The organism is Paenibacillus kobensis NBRC 15729, from assembly GCF_004000825.1.
GTDB lineage: Bacteria > Bacillota > Bacilli > Paenibacillales > Paenibacillaceae > Paenibacillus_T > Paenibacillus_T kobensis.
The window spans coordinates 21511-39622 of record NZ_BILZ01000045.1 but is presented as its reverse complement, the minus strand read 5'-3'; the positions used below and the strand labels follow the sequence as shown (position 1 = coordinate 39622).

The 18112-nt window shown below is 55.2% G+C and carries 17 protein-coding genes; 16 read left to right on the top strand and 1 reads right to left on the bottom strand.

Annotation, left to right across the window (positions count from 1 at the left end; genetic code table 11):
- The first annotated feature begins 154 nt into the window (after positions 1 to 154).
- From PKO01S_RS21300 to PKO01S_RS21225, 16 genes are all read left to right on the top strand, one after another.
- Positions 155 to 1351, top strand: coding sequence for an ATP phosphoribosyltransferase regulatory subunit (locus PKO01S_RS21300; RefSeq protein WP_127533457.1), 1197 nt, complete (start codon positions 155 to 157; stop codon positions 1349 to 1351).
- A gap of 29 nt (positions 1352 to 1380) precedes the next feature.
- Positions 1381 to 1989 (top strand): ATP phosphoribosyltransferase, encoded by a 609-nt coding sequence (hisG, locus tag PKO01S_RS21295; protein WP_218031496.1) that lies wholly within the window; start codon positions 1381 to 1383, stop codon positions 1987 to 1989.
- A 33-nt stretch (positions 1990 to 2022) separates the two neighbouring features.
- Positions 2023 to 3312, top strand: a complete 1290-nt coding sequence (gene hisD, locus PKO01S_RS21290) for a histidinol dehydrogenase (protein WP_127533455.1) — start codon at positions 2023 to 2025, stop codon at positions 3310 to 3312.
- A gap of 896 nt (positions 3313 to 4208) precedes the next feature.
- A complete protein-coding gene (gene hisB / locus PKO01S_RS21285; protein ID WP_127533454.1) occupies positions 4209 to 4817 on the top strand; it encodes an imidazoleglycerol-phosphate dehydratase HisB in 609 nt (202 codons plus the stop codon).
- A gap of 3 nt (positions 4818 to 4820) precedes the next feature.
- Positions 4821 to 5432, top strand: a complete 612-nt coding sequence (gene hisH / locus PKO01S_RS21280) for an imidazole glycerol phosphate synthase subunit HisH (protein ID WP_127533453.1) — start codon at positions 4821 to 4823, stop codon at positions 5430 to 5432.
- Between the two features lie 63 nt (positions 5433 to 5495).
- On the top strand, positions 5496 to 6254 hold the full coding sequence (hisF, locus tag PKO01S_RS21275; protein ID WP_127533452.1) for an imidazole glycerol phosphate synthase subunit HisF: 759 nt from the start codon (positions 5496 to 5498) through the stop codon (positions 6252 to 6254).
- A complete protein-coding gene (hisIE, locus tag PKO01S_RS21270) occupies positions 6251 to 6952 on the top strand; it encodes a bifunctional phosphoribosyl-AMP cyclohydrolase/phosphoribosyl-ATP diphosphatase HisIE (protein ID WP_127533451.1) in 702 nt (233 codons plus the stop codon). The genes hisF and hisIE overlap by 4 nt, the downstream gene beginning before the upstream one ends.
- Before the next feature lie 58 nt (positions 6953 to 7010).
- Positions 7011 to 7817 carry a histidinol-phosphatase HisJ gene (hisJ, locus tag PKO01S_RS21265; RefSeq protein WP_127533450.1) on the top strand — a complete coding sequence of 269 codons (807 nt, stop codon included), beginning with the start codon at positions 7011 to 7013 and terminating at the stop codon, positions 7815 to 7817.
- A gap of 87 nt (positions 7818 to 7904) precedes the next feature.
- A complete protein-coding gene (locus PKO01S_RS21260; RefSeq protein WP_127533449.1) occupies positions 7905 to 8855 on the top strand; it encodes a ribose-phosphate diphosphokinase in 951 nt (316 codons plus the stop codon).
- A 134-nt stretch (positions 8856 to 8989) separates the two neighbouring features.
- Positions 8990 to 10750: a tetratricopeptide repeat protein gene (locus tag PKO01S_RS21255; RefSeq protein ID WP_127533448.1), complete on the top strand. Its 1761-nt coding sequence runs from the start codon at positions 8990 to 8992 to the stop codon at positions 10748 to 10750.
- 122 nt (positions 10751 to 10872) lie between these two features.
- Positions 10873 to 11820: a thioredoxin-disulfide reductase gene (gene trxB, locus PKO01S_RS21250; RefSeq protein WP_127533447.1), complete on the top strand. Its 948-nt coding sequence runs from the start codon at positions 10873 to 10875 to the stop codon at positions 11818 to 11820.
- 438 nt (positions 11821 to 12258) lie between these two features.
- Positions 12259 to 13215, top strand: coding sequence for an ROK family glucokinase (locus PKO01S_RS21245; RefSeq protein ID WP_127533446.1), 957 nt, complete (start codon positions 12259 to 12261; stop codon positions 13213 to 13215).
- Positions 13216 to 13323: 108 nt separating this feature from the next.
- Positions 13324 to 14214 (top strand): RNase adapter RapZ, encoded by an 891-nt coding sequence (gene rapZ, locus PKO01S_RS21240; protein ID WP_127533445.1) that lies wholly within the window; start codon positions 13324 to 13326, stop codon positions 14212 to 14214.
- 13 nt (positions 14215 to 14227) lie between these two features.
- A complete protein-coding gene (locus PKO01S_RS21235) occupies positions 14228 to 15217 on the top strand; it encodes a gluconeogenesis factor YvcK family protein (RefSeq protein ID WP_127533444.1) in 990 nt (329 codons plus the stop codon).
- A 6-nt stretch (positions 15218 to 15223) separates the two neighbouring features.
- Positions 15224 to 16153, top strand: a complete 930-nt coding sequence (gene whiA, locus PKO01S_RS21230) for a DNA-binding protein WhiA (RefSeq protein WP_127533443.1) — start codon at positions 15224 to 15226, stop codon at positions 16151 to 16153.
- A gap of 155 nt (positions 16154 to 16308) precedes the next feature.
- Positions 16309 to 16578, top strand: coding sequence for an HPr family phosphocarrier protein (locus tag PKO01S_RS21225; RefSeq protein ID WP_127533442.1), 270 nt, complete (start codon positions 16309 to 16311; stop codon positions 16576 to 16578).
- A gap of 115 nt (positions 16579 to 16693) precedes the next feature.
- Here the strand turns inward: PKO01S_RS21225 and PKO01S_RS21220 are convergent, their stop codons facing one another.
- Entirely contained in the window at positions 16694 to 17977 is a 1284-nt protein-coding gene (locus PKO01S_RS21220) for an adenylosuccinate synthase (protein ID WP_127533441.1), read from the bottom strand.
- Positions 17978 to 18112: the final 135 nt, after the last annotated feature.

Here is an 18112-nt window from a genome sequence, read left to right as displayed (position 1 = left end):
CATGGTAAACTTACGACTAATCTTTCTTTTGGTAGTATGGTAACATGGTATCGCTTTAATGCATTAAAGCAGCACGAAAGAATTGCTTGTCCTAACAATCACACGCGGTTACTTCCGGTGCCGTCGTGAACAATAGATAAGAAGGTGTGATCGTATGTCGAAACCGAAGGTGTTCGAAAAACCGATCGGGGTTAAAGATTATTTGCCGCATGCGGTAGCGAAGATGCGGAAGGTAGAACGTCAGGCGCTCGATTGCATGAGCCGCTGGGGCTACGAGCAGATCGTGACGCCGACGATGGAATTTTACGATACGGTCGGAGTTGCAAGCTCGACGTCGGATCAGAAGCTGTTCAAGCTGCTGAACAACCGCGGTACAACGCTTGTACTTCGTTCCGATATGACGGCGCCGATCGCGCGTGTCGTCTCGTCGTTGTTGAAGGAAACACCGTTCCCGCTGCGGTTGTCGTACCATGCGAATGTGTTCCGTGCGATTGAAGAGGAAGCGGGACGCGATGCGGAATTTTATCAGACCGGCGTTGAGCTTGTAGGCGATCCGTCGGCAGAAGCGGATGCGGAAGTCGTCGCGCTTGCGATTGCTTCGCTGAAGGCGGCAGGAGTAGAGCGGTTCAAAATCGCGATCGGGCATGTCGGCTTCTTGAACGGCCTGTTCGAGGAGGCGCTGCCGGGTCAACCGGAGGCACAAGAGTCGCTCAAGGCGTTCCTGCTTGGCCGTGACTATGTCGGCTATCGCGAGCAATTGCGCAGCTTGTCGTTGACGGAGCCTGTACAGCGGGAGCTGGAAGGTATTCTTCGCTTGCGCGGCGGACAAGAGATTTGCGATCAGGCGATGCAGCTGAGTGAGGACGCGACGGCGAAGTCGGCAATCCGCCATTTGTGCGAGATTTGGGATGTGCTGAAGGCGTACGGCGTATGCGATCATGTGCTGATCGACCTGACGATGATCGGAGATTTCTCCTATTATACAGGGATGACGTTCGAGGGCTATGCGGCCGATCTTGGGTTCCCGGTCGTGAGCGGCGGACGCTACGATAATTTGTTGACACAATTCGGCCGCCCCGCACCGGCAACGGGCTTCGCGATTAAGACGACGCGGATTCTGGAACTGCTCGACGGCGAAGAAGAGGAGCAGCCGGAGCGTGTGTTGATCGGCTATGATGCGAAGGGCCGCTCGGAGGCGTTGGCTGAGGCACAACGTTTGCGTGCGCAGGGAGCGATTGTTGTAACTGAGCGTATAGAAGCGGGTGATGCTGATGGATTGAAGGCATGCCGCGAAGGCTTCGCAGACGTTGTCACATTCATCGGTGGATCGAAAGGGGAGCAAGCGAAGTGAACGGACAGCAGGAGATTTTGAAAGTAGCGATGCCCAAGGGGCGCATCTATAAGCAGGCGTCGAAGCTGTTCCGTGAAGCGGGACTGCCGATCCCGGTCGATTTCGACGATACGCGCAAGCTGATTATCGAAGTGCCGGAAGCCCGCATGGAGTTCATTATGGCGAAGCCGGTCGACGTACCGACATACGTCGAATACGGAGTAGCGGACATCGGGATCGTCGGCAAGGACGTGCTGATGGAGGAAAATAAAGATGTCTATGAGCTGCTCGACCTTGGCATTGCGAAGTGCCGGATGTCCGTCATCGGTCTGCCGGATTGGAAGCCGGTCATTAACCCGCGCGTTGCAACGAAGTATCCGAACGTGGCTTCGCAATACTTCCGTGAGCTGGGTCAGCAGGTGGAAGTCATCAAGCTGAACGGCTCGATCGAGCTGGCACCGCTCATTGGCCTTGCGGACCGTATTGTCGACATGGTCGAAACGGGGCAGACGCTGAAGGAGAACGGGCTTGTCGAGATGGAATCGATCTTCGGCATTACGAGCCGGCTGATTGCGAACCGGGTTAGCTACAGAATGAAGAACGATCAGATTCAGAAGCTGTGCGACCGGCTTCAAGCGACGCTGGCGGCGAGAGTGTAGCAAGCCGGGCAGAAGAGATAGGGGGATGGATCAATGCGCATTATGCGAGCGGAGCAGTTCAAGCTGGACCGGCAGGTCGAGTACGGCACGCCGGAGCAAAATGAAGCGGCCCGTACGATCGTGGAAGCGGTCCGGACGGAAGGAGATGCGGCGCTGCTTCGTTATACGGAGCAGTTCGACCGCGTTAAGCTGGATGCATCGTCACTGCGTGTGACGGAACAGGAAATTCAAGCGGCGTACGACCATATCGACGCCGATTTCTTAGTTGCGATCCGGGAAGCGGCGGATAACGTCCGCAAGTTCCATGAGAAGCAAATGCGTTCCTCATGGATCGACATGCAGCCGGACGGCACTCTGCTCGGCCAGGTGCTGCGCCCGCTGAAGCGCGTCGGCGTCTATGTGCCGGGCGGCAAGGCTGCTTACCCGTCGTCCGTGCTGATGAACGTCATTCCGGCTCAAGTAGCTGGCGTGCCGGAGATCGTCATGGTGACGCCGCCTGCGACAGGCGGTCAAGAAGGCATTAATCCGTACATCCTTGTCGCGGCCGCTGAGGCGGGCGTCAAGGAAATGTACCGGATCGGCGGCGCGCAGGCGGTTGCGGCGTTGGCGTACGGTACAGATTCGATTGCACCGGTCGATAAAATTACGGGACCGGGCAACATCTATGTCGCGCTGGCGAAGCGCGCCGTGTTCGGCGTTGTCGATATCGACAGCATCGCCGGACCGAGCGAAATTGCGGTGCTGGCCGACGATACAGCGGACGCTTCTTATGTAGCTGCCGACTTGCTGTCGCAGGCGGAGCACGATGAGATGGCGTCGGCGGTGCTCGTCACGCCGTCGCAGCAGCTTGCCGAGGCGGTTGCTGCCGAGGTTGAGCGCCAGCTGGCGCTGCTGCCGCGCGAGGCGATCGCGCGCAGCTCGATTGACAGCTATGGCGCGGTGCTCGTCGTCGACACGCTGGAAGAGGGCATCGACGTCATTAACAAGATGGCGCCGGAGCACTTGGAAGTGCTGACGGCGGATCCAATGGCGCTGCTCGCGCGCATCGAGAACGCTGGCGCGATCTTCCTTGGGCCGTACAGCTCGGAGCCGGTCGGTGATTATTTTGCAGGTCCGAACCACATTCTGCCGACAAACGGAACGGCTCGTTTCTCCTCGCCGGTCAACGTTGACGACTTTTTGAAGAAATCGAGTCTGATCTACTATAGCAAGGAAGCCCTGCTCGCGAACGGCGACAAAATCATGACGCTCGCCCGCCACGAAGGCCTGGAAGGCCACGCCCGCGCTATCGAGGTTCGCCTCGAGAAGGAAGGGCGCAAGTAAAAGGGCGATTTACACCGCACGAAGTGCGCTAACGCCACAAAGTGTGTCGTTAAAGCGGTGTGCGGGCCGCCCGGAGTGCAATAGCGACACAAAATGTGTCGTTAAAGCGGCGTGCGGGCCGTACGGAGTGCAACAGCGACACAAAGTGTGTCGTTAAAGCGGTGTGCGGGCCGCCCGGAGTGCAACAGCGACACAAAATGTGTCGTTAAAGCAGCGTGCGGGCCGTACGGAGTGCAACAGCGACACAAAATGTGTCGTTAAAGCGGCGTGCGGGTCGCACGGAGTGCAATAGCGACACAAAGTGTGTCGATAAAGCGGCATGCGGGCCACCCGGAGTGCGATAGCGACACTAAGTGTGTCGTTAAAGCGGTGTGCGGGCCGCCCGGAGTGCATCAGCGACACAAAGTGTGTCGATTAAGCGGTGTGCGGGCAGCACGGAGTGCGATAGCGACACAAAGTGTGTCGATAAAGCGGTGTGCGGGCCGCACGGAGTGCGATAGCGACACAAAGTGTGTCGTTAAAGCGGCGTTAACACGTAGCCACGGTCTGTGGCTGGTGTGACACAAAAAGTGATGCAAGCGCTGATGGCGCCTAATGTTACTGGGCCTGAGGCGGTGGATCGCTCAATCGTCAGCGGAGGGGACGGAATCGTTCTGGAGAAGCGGAGCGGTCGCCTTTGTCACCGGATTGTACCCGCATGGGGCTTTACAAGATCAGAAACAATCTGGTGACAACAGCGATCGGAAGAACGATCCGTGCTCGTAGCGGGTTGAGGCACCAAGTATGCATACTGCAGATATGCTGATTGAATGCCCCGTGCTCGGAGCGGATAAGGCACTACGGCGCACGACAGGCAAACGAACTAAACACTATATATATTGAAAAGAGGGCTTCCTATGGCGGACAATGTGCAAAATGCAGTGCGCGCGGCTGAAGTGGCGCGCAAAACGAATGAAACCGACATCAAGCTGGCGTTCGGCGTCGATGGATCGGGCAAAGTAAACCTCGAAACGGACGTTCCGTTCCTGAATCATATGCTCGACCTGTTCGCGAAACACGGCCAATTCGACCTGACGGTCGATGCTCAAGGCGACGTGGATATCGACGATCACCACACGGTTGAAGACATTGGTATCTGCCTCGGCCAGGCTCTTGCAACGGCGCTGGGCGACAAACGCGGCATCAAGCGCTATGCCAGCGTATTCGTGCCAATGGATGAGGCGCTTGCGCAAGTTGTCATCGACTTGAGCAACCGTCCGCATTTTGAATATCGTGCAGAGTATCCTTCCCAGCAAGTCGGCAGCTTCTCCACGGAGCTTGTTGAAGAGTTCCTCTGGAAGCTGGCGCTCGAAGCGCGCATTACGCTTCACGTCATCGTACACTACGGCAAGAATACGCACCACATGATCGAAGCGGTCTTTAAAGCTCTCGGTCGCGCCCTTGATGAAGCATCGATCATCGATCCACGCGTACAAGGAGTGCCGTCGACGAAAGGAGTGCTGTAATCCGTGATCGCGATTATCGATTATGGCATGGGCAATCTGCACAGCGTCAGCAAAGCGGTCGAACGACTCGGCTACGAGACGGTCGTCACGAGCGATGCAGCGGAGATTCTCGCAGCAGATGCAGCGATCCTGCCAGGCGTCGGCGCTTTCGGCGATGCGATGGACAATCTTCGTGAGACCGGCCTTGACTCCGTAACGAAGCAGTATGCAGCGTCGGGCAAGCCGATGCTCGGCATCTGCCTCGGCATGCAGCTGCTGTTCAGCGAGAGCGAGGAGTACGGCGCGCATACCGGCCTAGGACTGCTGCCGGGCAGCGTCGTCCGGTTCCAAGGCGACTACAAAGTGCCGCACATGGGCTGGAACAAGCTGTCGTTCCTCCAATCTTCTCCGCTGTTCGAAGGGTTGGAGGAAGGGCATGTATACTTCGTACACTCCTTTCACGTTAAGCCGGAACTTCCAAGCGACCTGCTTGCATCGGTGGATTATTATCAGCCGGTTACGGCGATCGTCGGACGCGGCAACGTGTACGGCATGCAGTTCCATCCGGAGAAAAGCGGCGATCTTGGCATGCGGCTTCTCGAAGGCTTCCTAGGACTGACCAAGCAACAACAATAATAATAAGCAGCCCATATCATTTGCAGCATCAAATATTAATCCTATAGGGAGGGAGAGATCGGTATGTTGGCCAAAAGAATTATTCCATGTCTCGACGTCAAAGACGGCCGCGTCGTAAAGGGCGTGAACTTCGTGAACCTGCGCGATGCCGGCGATCCCGTTGAGCTGGCCGCGACGTACGACCGCGAAGGAGCGGACGAACTCGTGTTCCTCGACATCTCGGCTTCGGTCGAAGGCCGGGCGACGATGGTTGAGGTCGTCAAACGTACGGCAGGTGAAATTACGATTCCATTCACCGTTGGAGGCGGCATCTCGCACGTCGACGACATGAAGCGGCTGCTCCGTGCAGGCGCGGACAAGATCGGAATCAATACGGCCGCGATACGTAATCCTCAGTTGATTTCGGATGGAGCGCGCAAGTTCGGCTCGCAATGCATCGTCGTTGCGATCGACGCGAAGTTCAACCCGGAATGGGGCGAGTGGGAAATCTTCACGCACGGCGGCCGTAATGGTACGGGCATTCGTGCGCTTGAGTGGGCACGCGAAGCAGAGCGCCGCGGCGCGGGCGAGTTGCTGCTGACGAGCATGGATGCTGACGGTACGAAGGACGGCTTCGATGTGAAGTTGACGCGTGCAGTGTCGGAGCTGGTGAGCATTCCAGTCATCGCTTCGGGCGGCGCAGGACGAGTGGAGCACTTCCATGATGTGTTCACGGAAGGCAAAGCGGACGCGGGTCTGGCGGCAACCATTTTCCACTACAAAGAAATGACGATTCAAGAAGTGAAGGACGATCTGAAACGCAAAGGGGTAGAAGTACGATGAGCGACAACGTAATCGAGCCGTCCGTATCGTTCGAAGAGCTGCAGCAGAAGATCAAATGGGATAAGGACGGACTTGTCGGCGCTATCGTGCAGGATGCGGTCAGCAAGGAAGTCGTTATGTTCGCCTATATGAATGCAGAATCGCTGAAGCTGTCAATCGAGAGCGGCGAGACGTGGTTCTGGAGCCGCTCGCGCAGCGAGCTATGGCACAAGGGCGCAACGAGCGGCCATACGCAGCCGATCCGCTCCATCCACTACGATTGCGATGCGGATGCGCTGCTGGTGCGCGTCGATCAGAACGGTGCGGCATGCCATACCGGCCGTTATTCGTGCTTTTTTAATCCGATCGTGGAAGAAGCGGCACCAACGGAAGACGGCAATAACGGCGACCGTTTCCGCATGTTGAACGAGCTGGAAGCCATCGTGTCCAAGCGTTATGCGGAACGTCCGGAGGGCGCATACACGACGTATTTGTTCGAGAAGGGTCTCGATAAAATATTAAAAAAATTCGGCGAAGAATCGATCGAAGTGATCATCGCAGCGAAGAACGGCGACAACGACGAGCTGCGCAGCGAGACGAGCGACCTGCTGTTCCACTTGATGGTGCTGCTGCGCGAGCGCGGCATATCGCTGGACGAAGTGATGGCAGAGCTCGGAAAGCGCCATAACAAGCCGACGACGAATAAAATGAATCGTTAAGGACGTCTCGTCCGTAACGATAATTGGCAGGAACCAAATGCCTGGAGGTAACAAGCCCATGCTAATCGATTACCACACGCACCATGAGCGCTGCGGCCATGCCGTAGGCAAGCTGGAGGAGTACATTCAGCAGGGCATCGCGATTGGTCTTGCACAGCTTGGCGTGTCCGACCATATGCCGCTGCTGCACGTTGACCCGGCGACCTACTATCCCGAGATGGCGATGCCGATGGACGAACTGCCGCGCTATGTCGAGGAAGCTTTCGCACTGAAGGAGAAGTACAAGGGGCAGATCGACGTCCGCGTCGGCTTGGAAGGCGATTATATCGAAGGCTCCGAGGAGAAAATCGAAGCAATCATTCAAGCTTATCCGTGGGATTACGTGATCGGCTCGGTTCATTTTCTCGGGACGTGGGATATTACCGATTTCCGGCAGACGCAAGGTTGGGAAGGCAAAGATCCGATGGCGGTGTACGAGCAGTATTACGATGCGGTCATTAAGGCGGCGAAGACGGGGCTCTACGATTACATCGGCCATATCGACGTCATCAAACGGTTCGGCTTCAAGCCCGGCGGAGATGTGACGCATCTGGAGAATGCCGCACTCGAGGCTGTAAGGGACGCTGGCATCGCGATCGAGCTGAATGCATCGGGACTTCGGCACGATTGCAAGGAGATGTTCCCGGGACCGCGAATGCTCCGTTACGCCCAACTACTCGGCATTCCAATTACGGTCGGTTCGGATGCCCATCAGCCCGCTAGATTGGCTCAATACTTGGAACAAGCGCGTGAACAACTGAAAGAAGCAGGTTTTTCGCAGCTGGCGACGTTTGAGCGCCGAAAAAGGACAATGATCGATTTTTGAATTATTCGTTAATCGATGTATAATGATTACTGTCGAACAGGCAGTCTAAAGTAAAACTAATGTGGTTCAAACGCTCAGGAGGGTATCATGTTAAGCGACAAGTTGCGTATTTTTTCGGGTTCATCTAACCCGAAATTAGCCGAGAGGATTGCTGAGGAGCTGGGGCTCAAGCTCGGCGCCATCAAGCTTTCTCGGTTCAAAGGCGGCGAGATCTACGTCAACTACGAAGAAGGGATCCGGAACTGCGACGTCTTCCTCGTGCAGTCTCTATCGCATCCAATCAACGATCACTTCGTTGAGTTGTTGATTATGATCGATGCAGCGAAGCGGGCTTCCGCCCGGACGATCAACGTCATTATGCCGCATTACGGCTACGCTCGCCAAGAACGGAAAGCAGCACCGCGCGAGCCGATTTCGGCGAAAATGGTCGCAGACGTACTGACGACCGTCGGCGCTAACCGCGTCGTAACGATCGATCTGCACGCACCGGCAATTCAAGGCTTCTTCAACATCCCGGTTGACCATCTAACGGCACTCGATTTGATCAGCGATTACTTGAAGAACAAGAGCATCAGCAATCCAATCGTCGTATCGCCTGATGCAGGCCGCGCATCGACGGCAGAAATGCTGGCGAACTATCTGGATTGCCCGTTCGCTATGATGATCAAGAAGCGTCCGGCACACAATGAGTCCGTCATTACGCACGTCATTGGCGATGTTGAGGGCAAGACGCCGATCATCATCGAAGACTTGATCGATACCGGAAGCACGATCGTCAATGTTGTCGAAGGCTTGAAGGAACGCGGAGCAGAGGACGTCTACGTCTGCGCAACGCACCCGCTGTTCTCCGGCAACGCCCTGCAGCGTTTGGATCACCCGAATATTAAAGAAGTTGTCGTAACCGACTCGATCGCGCTTCCGGATATCCGTCCGGCGCGTTACTCGGTTCTGTCCGTTGCTCCGATGCTGGCTGATGCTACTCGGATCATCATGCAGGGCGGATCGATCAGTACGCTCTTCAAGAACGCTGGCGTTTAAGCCAGCAACAAGCGAAAAATCGCGGGCTGCATTCATGCGCCCGCGATTTTTCCGCTTTTTCCAACCTGTAACGATGGGCGGCGCTGTGATATAATCGTGACAACATTAGACGATAACGGGAGGTGCCTTGCACAATGAATAAGAAGGAGCGAGCGGTTTCGGGCAGGCCGGCCAAGATCATCCCCATCCAATGGGACGCGACGTACTTCTTCGAGCGGGCCGTTCGTTCGTTGGATCGCTATCATTACGACAAGGCACTGAAAAATTTTCGGCGTGCGGCACAGTACGAGCCGGAAAACCCAGTGAACCATTGCAATATGGCGGGAATTTTGTCGGAACTCGGCAATTACGAGGAATCGAACAAAATTTTGAAGTGGATCGTGGACGAACTTGACCCGTCGATGACGGAGTGCCATTTCTACATGGCGAACAACTATGCGAATATGGAAATGTACGAGGCGGCGGAAGATTCGCTCGTTCATTATTTGGAAGAAGACGACGAGGGTCACTACATCGACGAAGCGGAAGAGATGATGGAGCTGCTGACGTTCGAGCTGGCGAGGCCGACGAAGCAGGCGAATGTGAAGTCGCTCGGAGGCATGCGGGAGCATGACCGGGCGAGAGAACTGCTGGAGGAAGGCAAGTTCGCACAAGCGGTCAAGTTGCTCGAGGATATCGTAGAACGGTATCCGGATTTTTCGTCTGCCCGTAATAATCTTGCGCTTGCCTATTATTATATGGGCCAGTTCGATAAGGCGATGGAGACGATTCTGAAGGTGCTGGAGCTGGACGAAGGCAATCTTCATGCGCTCTGCAATCTTGCGATATTCTATCAGCATATGGGCGAGCGGGAGCGGCTCTCCCGCCTGCTTGAGCAATTGCGCAAGACGTTCCCTTTCCATCAGGAGCATTCTTTCAAACTAGCGACGACGCTCGGCATTCTCGGCGAGCATGAAGGGGCATACCGCCAATTCGTCCGATTAATCCGTACGGGCGGCATGAACGATGGCAGCTTGTATCATTACGCGGCGGTAGCGGCTTGCCAGACGAAGCGGTACAGCGAAGCGGAGCGGTTGTGGCAGCAGTGCCGCAGCTTGGAGCCTAACTCGGAAGTTGCGCCGTATTATCTTGATTACTTGGCAGAAGTAAGGGCGAGCGAACAACAACCTGCTCCGATCAGCTATCATTACCATCTCCCTTTCGAAGAGCAGATTAAGCTGTGGGAGAGGCTTCCCGGCGAAGCGATTCCGGAGAAGTTCAAGCGGGATCCGCTCGTGCGCTCGTCGTTCTTCTGGGCGCTGCGGCATGGCGACCGCCAGACGAAGTTGCAAGTCATTCAAGCGTTCGGCATTATCGGCGATGAAGAGGTGCGCGAGGCTCTGCAAGCTTTCTTGAGGGAGCCGGACGAAGAAGATGATCTGAAACGAATCGCGCTGATCGTGCTTCGTTCACTGGGCGAGACGAAATCGATTGAAGCGATGTTCAGCGGAGAAGAGACGCTTGTAGAACCAAGTCGAATTCCGACGAGACTTCCCGCCTGGGAGGACAGCTGGCAGAACGTGGTCGACGTAGCACTGGGGCAGATGCGTCCGCGTTACGATCTCGTGCAGCAGCACGATCTGCTGACGCTGTGGATCGAATTCTTATCCCGTATTTACCCTGACGTGCCGAAGCTCGGCAAAACGGAAGGGTGGGCGGCAGCGCTCGAATATTGGACTGCGAAGATGCACAGCCGGTCGATCTCGTTCGAAGAGGTTGCAGGGCGTTATGGTGCGTCCGCTGCAACGGTGAGCAAGCATGCGCGGCGGATCGACGAAGTATGCGGCCTAAGGGAAAAAATGCGCTCTGCCAACGAGATGCTGCGATTGCAGCCGGTAGACGGCAACGGTGATTGATGCCGCTCCGGAGCGGGTATCCTACAAGTGAAGAACCGTTCCAATGCTGCAGTACCGAATTGTATGCAGCCATGGCAGCAGCGGATAGAAGCGAAAGCGAAGCAGCCGATCAGGAGGTTAATATGTACAAATCGATTATTATCGGAACCGGTCCGTCGGGATTGACGGCGGCGATCTATCTGGCGCGGGCGAACATGAAGCCGCTCGTTATCGAAGGACCGGAGCCGGGCGGACAATTGACGACAACAACGGAAGTGGAGAACTTCCCTGGATTTCCTGAAGGCATTATGGGACCGGATCTGATGGCGAATATGCGCAAGCAAGCCGAGCGGTTCGGCGCCGAGTTCCGTACGGGCTGGGTGAACAGCGTCGACATGTCCCAGCGTCCGTTCAAGCTGCAGGTTGAAGGACATGGCGAGCTTGTCGCCGAGACACTCATTATATCGACTGGCGCATCGGCAAGATATCTTGGCATTCCAGGCGAGAAGGACAATGTCGGACGCGGTGTGAGCACATGCGCGACATGCGACGGCTTCTTCTTCCGCGGCAAAAAAATTGTCGTCGTTGGCGGAGGCGACTCCGCCATGGAGGAAGCGAATTTCTTAACTCGCTTCGCGTCGGAAGTTGAGCTCGTTCATCGGCGGGATGAGCTGCGCGCATCGAAGATTATGCAGGATCGCGCGCGGGAGAACGACAAAATTCGTTGGAGCCTGAATAAGACTCCGGTCGAGGTTGTTGCGAGCGGCATGGGCGTTACGGCGCTGAAAGTACGCAATAACGAGACGGGCGAAGATGAATTGCTCGAGACGAGCGGCGTTTTCGTCGCCATCGGCCATACGCCGAACACCGGCTTCCTCGGCGGCCAGATCGATACCGACGAGCACGGCTACATCAAGGTAAAGCCCGGAACGACGGAGACGAACGTACCGGGCGTGTTCGCTTGCGGCGACGTACAGGATAACAAGTACCGTCAGGCGATTACAGCTGCGGGCAGCGGCTGTATGGCTGCGCTGGACGCGGAGAAGTTTCTCGATGGACATGTGACGCAAGACTGGAGCGTCTCTCTGTAACGGCAATAATGATAGCTCCCGCTAAACGTCTTGCCGGATTCGCTGTTAGGCGAACCGGCAAGACGGCTGGCGGGAGTTTTTTGTAATGTACCGAACGGACTAGCCTGCGGTTGTATGAAATGCAACGGCGGGCGATGCGCCGAGCATAAACAGCGATTCTGAGGTAACGTTGGACGAATTGAGTTTCCGAACACGGTCTGTCCAATCGACAGGAACGGGCAAAGCTTGTATGTGCTGCACTCCCTTACAGAGGGGTGAAAGCGGCGTCATTCGACAGGGAACGATAGACTTGCGAATGGAGGAGACGGAGGGCGGGAAAGCGCTTCCTTGCTGCTACCGCGCCCGTTTGTTCCAGTTTTGAGCGCCTTGACCTATCAGGGGCATTCGCTTATAGTTGGTAACAGAGAAGTTTAACTTTGTGAACGAGGTGGCCAAGTGATGTCTGAGCAAATCTACGTTGGAGTCGATATCGGGGGAACTGCCATTAAGGTAGGCATCTGCAACTCGGTAGGCGATCTGCTCCATACGTACGAAGGACCGACTGAAGTCGACAAGGGAACGGAAACGATCCTTCGCAATATTGCGGATTACGCCAAACGAATCGTAGAGCAATCGGCCTACGAATGGGAACAAGTCGCGGGAGTGGGTGTCGGAATCGCCGGCTTCTTGGATATCCCGAACGGCATTGTGGAATTATCCGTAAATCTTGGACTGCGCGATGTCCATTTGAAGGCATACTTGGAGCAGCAGCTCGACAAGAAAGTGCTTATCAACAACGACGCTAACGTAGCGGCGCTGGGCGAAGCATGGGCAGGCGCGGGCAAAGGTGTAGACCACTGCGTATGCTACACGCTGGGAACGGGCGTCGGCGGCGGCATCATCATAAATGGTAAAATTTACGAGGGCTGGAGCGGCATGGCCGGCGAACTCGGACATATGCAGATCGTGCCGGATCTTGAAGCGATTCAGTGCGGATGCGGCAAGATGGGCTGCCTGGAGACGGTATCGTCGGCAACGGGCATCATTAAGATGGCGAAAGACGCGGTAGAACGCGGCGACCGCACGACGCTGTCGCTTGCAGAGCAAATCATGGCGAAGGAAGTATTCGACGCGGCGAAGGCGGGAGACGAAGTTGCATCCCGTATCGTGAACCGTGCGGCTTACTATCTTGGCAAGTCGATGGCATCGGTAGCAGTCGTATTGAATCCGAAGCGGTTCATCGTCGGCGGCGGCGTGTCCAAAGCAGGCGAATTCCTGTTCGAGCAAATTCGTGAGGAGTTCCGCAAGTATACGCCTGAAGTGATCGCGAAGGAAGTGGAGATCGTACCAGCTGTGCTTGGTAACGATGCAGGCGTCGTCGGCGCAGCGGGACTTATTCTCCGCTCAGGGCAGTAGAAAGTAGACAGTAGACAGAGAGAAGGCTGACCCGCCCTTGCAGGCGGGTTTGTCCGTGATAGGGCCGAAGTAAGGTCGGTCCGGTTCGGGAGAGGAGTGGCTTAAAGCATGGATAATGAAACGATGCAAGTTGCCAAGCTCGTCATTATTACTGGTATGTCGGGAGCCGGTAAGACAATTGCCGTGCAGAGCATGGAGGATCTCGGATTTTTCTGCGTCGACAATTTACCCCCTGTGCTCATTCCTAAATTTGCTGAGCTGATCGAGCAGTCGAACGGCAAGATCGGCAAGGTTGCGCTTGTCATAGACTTGCGAGGCAGAGAGTTCTTTACAGCGCTCTCGGAATCGCTCAGCTTTATCAAAGAGCATTACACGATCAGCTGCGAAATTCTGTTCCTCGATGCGACGGATGCGGTGCTCGTTCAGCGTTACAAGGAGAGCCGCAGAAGACATCCGCTTGCGCCGGACGGCATGCCGCTCGACGGAATCGGGCTGGAGCGCAGGATGCTGGAGGACTTGAAGGGGATGGCAACGCAGGTCATCGATACGAGCAGTCTGAAGCCAGCGCAGCTGAAGGAACGGATCGTGTCCCGTTTTACGAATACGGAGCGTACCGGCATTAACGTGAACGTCATGTCTTTCGGTTTCAAGTACGGTATTCCGATCGACGCGGATCTGATCTATGATGTACGTTTTCTGCCGAATCCGCATTACATCGAGCACTTAAGACCGAACACGGGACAAAATCCGGACGTATATGAATATGTTATGAAGTGGCCGGAAACCCAGACGTTCCTGACCAAGCTGCTTGATATGCTGAACTTTCTTATTCCGCTCTACCGGAAAGAAGGGAAAAGCCAGGTTGTTGTCGGCATCGGCTGTACGGGCGGCAAGCACCGCTCCGTCGCGATCGCCGAATATTTGGGCCGCATGCTCGGCAGCAGTGATACGGAGACGGTGCGCGTGAGCCACCGCGACTCCGACCGGGATCGGCATTAAACGAGGTGCTTGAATGAATGGCAGCGAACAGCCGGCTAAGGAAAAGGCCAAAATCGTCGTTATAGGCGGCGGAACCGGCTTATCCGTTATGCTGAGGGGATTAAAGGAGAAGCCGCTCGATATTACCGCTATCGTAACGGTAGCGGATGACGGCGGCAGCTCGGGCATTCTTCGCAACGAATTGCAAATTCCGCCGCCAGGCGACATCCGCAACGTGCTGCTTGCGCTTGCCGATGTCGAGCCGCTGCTCGGCAAACTGCTTAACTATCGGTTCAATAACGGAACCGGCCTCGCGCCTCACAGCCTCGGCAATCTCATGCTGGCGGCGATTACGGATATTTCCGGCGACTTCGTATCCGGCGTCAGGGAGCTGAGCCGGGTACTCGCAGTAAGAGGGCGTGTGCTGCCAGCAGCAGGCCAAGCAATCGTATTAAAGGGCGAGATGGCGGACGGTACGATTGTGACCGGGGAATCGATGATTCCGAAGGCTGGGAAAGCGATCAAGCGGGTGTTCATTGAGCCGGCTGACGTGGAGCCGCTGGAGGAAGCGGTAGAAGCGATCCGGGAAGCCGATGCGATCTTGATCGGGCCAGGCAGCTTATATACGAGCATCATCCCGAATTTGATTGTGCCGAAGCTTGCGGAAGCGATCGTGTCTTCGAGTGCTCTCAAGATGTTTGTCTGCAATGTGATGACGCAGCCGGGTGAGACCGACAATTATTCGGTTGGTGACCATCTGGATGCTGTTTATGAGCATATCGGTTATCATTTATTTGATTATGTCATTGTTAATAACGGCGAAATTCCGGAGCAGGTACAGAGCAAGTATGCGGAGAAGGGTGCGAAGGCGGTCCATCTCGATCTGGAAGAAGTCGAGAAACGCGGGTACAAAGTCATTGCCGACAGGCTGGTACTGTTCCGGACCTATTTGCGGCATGATGCCGAGAGGCTGAGCCAACATATTTTTCAACTGGTAGATAACTGGATGACACGGAAGAGGTGATACGACATGTCCTTTGCGGCGCAAACGAAAAAAGAATTAACGATGATCGAATCCGACGATTGCTGCGAGAAGGCGGAATTGTCCGCGCTCATCCGCATGAACGGCTCGGTATCGTTATCGAACCGCAAAGTGATTCTCGACATCTCGACGGAGAATGCGGCAATCGCCAGACGCATTTACAGTCTGATCAAGAAGCGGTTCGACGTGCATACCGAACTTCTTGTCCGTAAGAAAATGCGGTTGAAGAAGAATAACGTCTATATCGTCCGTATACCGACGAAAGTGCAGGAAATATTAAAGGAGCTAAGCATCGTCTCCGAAGGCTTCCTGTTCCAGCAAGGCATCGACAAGGAAATCATTAAGAAATCATGCTGCAAACGTTCGTACTTGCGTGGAGCATTCCTCGCAGGCGGTTCGGTGAACAATCCGGAAGGCTCGTCCTACCATCTGGAAATTTCATCGATGTACGAAGAGCACTGCCAAGCAATTGCTGATCTGGCGAATAAGTTCGATCTGAACGCACGCTGCATCGAGCGGAAGAAAGGCTTTATTTTCTATATTAAAGAGGGCGAAAAAATTATCGAGCTGCTGAACATTATCGGCGCCCATCAGGCGTTGTTCAAGTTCGAGGACGTTCGCATTATGCGCGATATGCGCAACTCGGTCAACCGGATCGTGAACTGCGAAACGGCTAACTTGAACAAGACGATCGGAGCGGCCGTCAGGCAGATCGATAACATTAAGCTGCTGCAAAAGGAAGTCGGGCTCGATACGCTGCCGGATAAGCTTCGCGAAGTCGCGGAAATTCGTCTGATGCATCCCGACATGAATCTGACAGAAGTGGGCGAATTGCTCAAAGGGAAGGTCAGCAAGTCCGGCGTAAACCACCGTTTGAGAAAAATCGATGAATTAGCCGAAAAAATACGCAATGGCTGAATGATTTCCCTAGTGCTGAAAGCCCGATAATGATATAATGATTAACAAAATGCCGTGAAAACGGTAGTAATGTGAAAGCAGATGTACGTTTTTAATGATCGAATGACGATATTCACATTCATCCAATAGAAATAAGTGTAGGGGGTATGGTTTCCATGACAAGACATCCCGCTGTCGTACGACTGAAAACAGGTCTGCACGCAAGACCGGCGGCTCTGTTCGTTCAAGAAGCGAATAAGTTTTCTTCCGAGGTATTCGTGGAGAAGGACGACAAGAAAGTGAATGCGAAATCGATTATGGGCATTATGAGCCTTGCGATCAGCTCCGGTACGGAAATCTACATCAGCGCCGAAGGTTCAGATGCAGATCAGGCTGTAACCGCTTTAGTCAACCTTGTCAGCAAGGAAGAGCTGGAGAACCAATAATTAAGAAAGACCCGCAGGGTCTGCAAGAGCTGCCGAGATCGTCTCGGCAGCTCTTTTTAGTTTGCAGCGATAGGAGAGGGGGAGCGGGCTAGGGCGGTAAGGCATTGCCATTGGACTAGCGGTACAGGACTTGCTCTCTTTGGGGGCCGACGGATATGGTCCGAACAGGGACTCCGATCGCTTGCTCGATCCATAAGACGTAATCGCGCGCTTGCGGGGGGAGATCGTCGAACGAACGAATATGCGATAGGCTGCACTGCCAGCCAGGCAGCTTGTGCAGCACAGGAGCGGCTTGTTCCAGTTGCACGGTCGCCGGAAATTCGTTCGTCACCTTGCCCTCGACAAGGTAACCGGTACAGACGGGTATTTCGCTCAAGTAGCCCAGTACGTCCAGGTTGGTTAGCGCGATCTCGGTTGCACCTTGCACCATGCAGCCATAACGTGTGGCAACCGTATCGAACCACCCGACCCGGCGCGGGCGTCTTGTCGTTGCGCCGTATTCGCCCGCATCGCCGCCAAGCCGGCGAAGCTGATCCTCTTCATCCCCCGTAAGCTCTGTAACGAACGGTCCGGCACCGACACAGCTTGAATAAGCTTTGGTCACCGCAATGATCCGGTTGATCGAGTGCGGGGGCACGCCGGCGCCAATGGAGGCATAGCCAGCAAGTGTCGAGGACGAGGTCACGTAAGGGAAAATACCGTGATCCGGATCGCGCAGCGCACCGAGCTGGCCTTCGACCAGGACCGATTCGCCGGAGGCAATCGTCTCTTGCAGAAGCGTGGTCGTATTGGCGATGAACGGTTTCAATCGGTCCGCCATGGCGAGCAGCCAGTCCGCCATTTCGTTAGGATCGATCGGATCGGCGTAGTACAGTTGTTGGAGCAGTACGTTCTTGGCCGCGACCGCTCCAGCAATACGTTCACGCAGCCGCTTCGAGCCGCCTGCGACAAGCTCGCCGAGCGTAATGCCGATCTTAAGCGCTTTGTCCGCGTAGAACGGCGCTATGCCGGACCGGGTTGATCCGAAGCTGCGATTGCCCAGGCGCTCCTCCTCCAGCGTATCCAGCTGCTTATGGTAGGGCAGTACGATCTGCGCCCGGTCAGAGATGCGAATGTCCGGCGCAGGAACGCCTTTGGCTACGAGCTCATCATATTCCTGAATGAAGTTGTCTGGGTTGAAAGCGACGCCCGGACCAATAACGTTAATGGTACCGGGTGTGAATACACCGGATGGAAGCAGGTGGAGCGCAAATTTGCCATACCCATTGATGATCGTATGGCCGGCATTGCTGCCTCCTTGATAGCGGACAACGCAGCGGAACTGCTCGGCCAGCAGGTCCGTTATTTTCCCTTTGCCCTCGTCTCCCCAGTTCGCCCCTACTACGGCTGTTACACTCATTCGTATCGCTCCTTATTAAGTGCAATATCTACCTACTCAACAAAACCGATTATACGAGTCTTAGTAATATTAATGAAGTGAATGTTAGTTATACTTGATATAAACGGGATTGATATAAAATTATAGAATAGATTG